We start from the raw sequence: 2,190 nt of genomic DNA on the forward strand, positions 1-2,190 counted from the left end.
CCAGGGCGAGTCGTTCCAGGGGTGGGGCACGAGCCTGGTCTGGTTCGCGAACGCGACCGGCGGCTACCCGGCCGAGCTGCGGGAGCAGCTCTACCAGGCCGTGTTCGGCGAGGACGGCCTCGACCTCAACATCGCGCGCTACAACATCGGCGGCGGCAACGCGTCCGACGTGCAGGACTACCTGCGCCCGGGCGGCGCGGTCGACGGCTGGTGGGCCGCCGACCCCGACGGCTCAGCGGGCACCTATGACGGCACCACCACGAGGTTCGCCGACCGCAACGCGCTGCTCGCCAAGTGGGACGCCGACGACCCCGCATCGTACGACTGGTCGGCCGACGCGACCCAGCGCTGGTGGGTCGAGCGCCTCGCCGCCGACGACCAGATCACCCACTGGGAGACGTTCGCCAACTCGGCGCCGTACTTCATGACCGAGAGCGGCTACGTCTCGGGCGGCTTCAATGCGACGTCCGAGCAGCTGAAGCCCGCGGCCGAGGCGCAGTTCGCCACGTATCTCGTGAACGTCACCGAGCACCTCGAGGACGAGTACGGCATCGAGGTCGACACGATCGACCCGTTCAACGAGCCGAACACGAACTACTGGGGCACGACGCTCAGCAACGGCAAGCCGGTCGGCGGCCGCCAGGAGGGCATGCACATGGGGCCTGCCCGGCAGGTGTCGCTCATCGACGACGTGCGCGCCGAGCTCGACGACCCCGCCACGACCACCGACGCCGGCCTCGCCGCGATGGACGAGACCAACCCCGGCATCTTCGCGACGAACTGGGCCGGCTACCCGGCCGCGACGCGCGCCAAGGTCGACCGCATGAACGTGCACACCTACGGCACCTCGGGCCGGCTCGTCGTGCGCGACCTCGCCAAGCAGGCCGACACCGACCTCTGGATGAGTGAGATCGAGGGCAACTGGGTCAGCGGCTTCAACCCCGTGAACATCGAGAACGGCCTCGGCATCGCCGGCCGCATCCACGACGACCTCCGCGAACTCGAACCGAACGCGTGGGTGCTCTGGCAGCCCGTCGAGGACCTCTACAACATGCAGCCGCAGGGCGAGAACCTCAACTGGGGCTCGATCTTCATCGACCTGGACTGCACGCCCTATCAAGAGGCGGGCGGCACCGTGTGGAAGTCCGCGCGCCGGGTCGCCGACGCGGGCGGTGACTCCAGCAAGGCGCCCGAGTGCGGCGTGCAGGTGAACTCGAAGTTCAACACGATCCGCAACTTCACCAAGTACCTCCACGAGGGCGACCACCTCATGGCGGTCGACGATGCCTCGAGCACGGCGGCCGTGCGCGGCGACGGCACGGGGGCGACCATCGTGCACACGAACACCGCGGCATCCGACCGGGTCATCACCCTCGACCTGTCGAACTTCGGCGACCTCGCCGAAGGCGCCACGGTCACGCCCGTGGTCACCACGCAGGCCGCGTCGGCGGATGCCCCGACGGCGAACGCGCTCGTCGAGGGCGCGCCGGTCGCGATCGATCGCGCCGCGAAGACCGCGACGCTCACGGTGCCCGCGAAGTCGGTCACCACGTTCGTGATCGACGGCGTCTCGGGGGTCGCGGCGGATGCCCCAGCGCTCCGTGACGGCCACCGCTACCAGTTCGTCGGCACTCAGAGCGGCAAGGCGCTCACGGCCGGCGCGACGGGCGCGGCCACCACGATCCGCAACGTGGCGACGGATGCCGCGGCGGCAGCGCCGCAGGCGTGGACCGTGCACGAGGTGCCGGCGGGTGACCGCGAGGCGACGCGACGCGTGGTGCTCGAGGCGTCCGACGGTCGCGTGCTCGGCGCGACGAGCTCGGGCACCGACCTGCGGACAGCCTCGCTCGAGACCGCGGCCGCCACGGCCGCCACGCGCTGGATCGTGAACACCACCGACGGGCGCGCGTACACGCTCGTGAACGAGGCGCTCGGCCTCTCGCTCGACGTCAACGGCCAATCGACGACGAGCGGCGCGACCGTGGGCGTCTACGGGTCGAACGGCGGCGCGAACCAGTCGTGGGATCCGCGCGACCTCGCCCCGCTCGACGGGCAGACGGTCGCCGCGCGCAGCCAGGCGGGCGTCGCGCCCGTGCTGCCCGAGACGATCGTGCCGCGCTACGCCTGGGGCGCGGGCGTGCCCGTCGCCGTCACGTGGCAGCTCCCCGACGACGGCGCGTGGGCCGAGAC

At 71.5% G+C, this 2,190-nt stretch carries 1 protein-coding gene; it reads left to right on the forward strand.

The features are described from left to right. The coding region (locus AC1DY2_RS18930) for a glycoside hydrolase (protein WP_476763817.1) at window positions 1-2,190 on the forward strand (2,190 nt) is incomplete at both ends.

It is taken from the genome of Agromyces sp. P1_H4, from assembly GCF_056405255.1.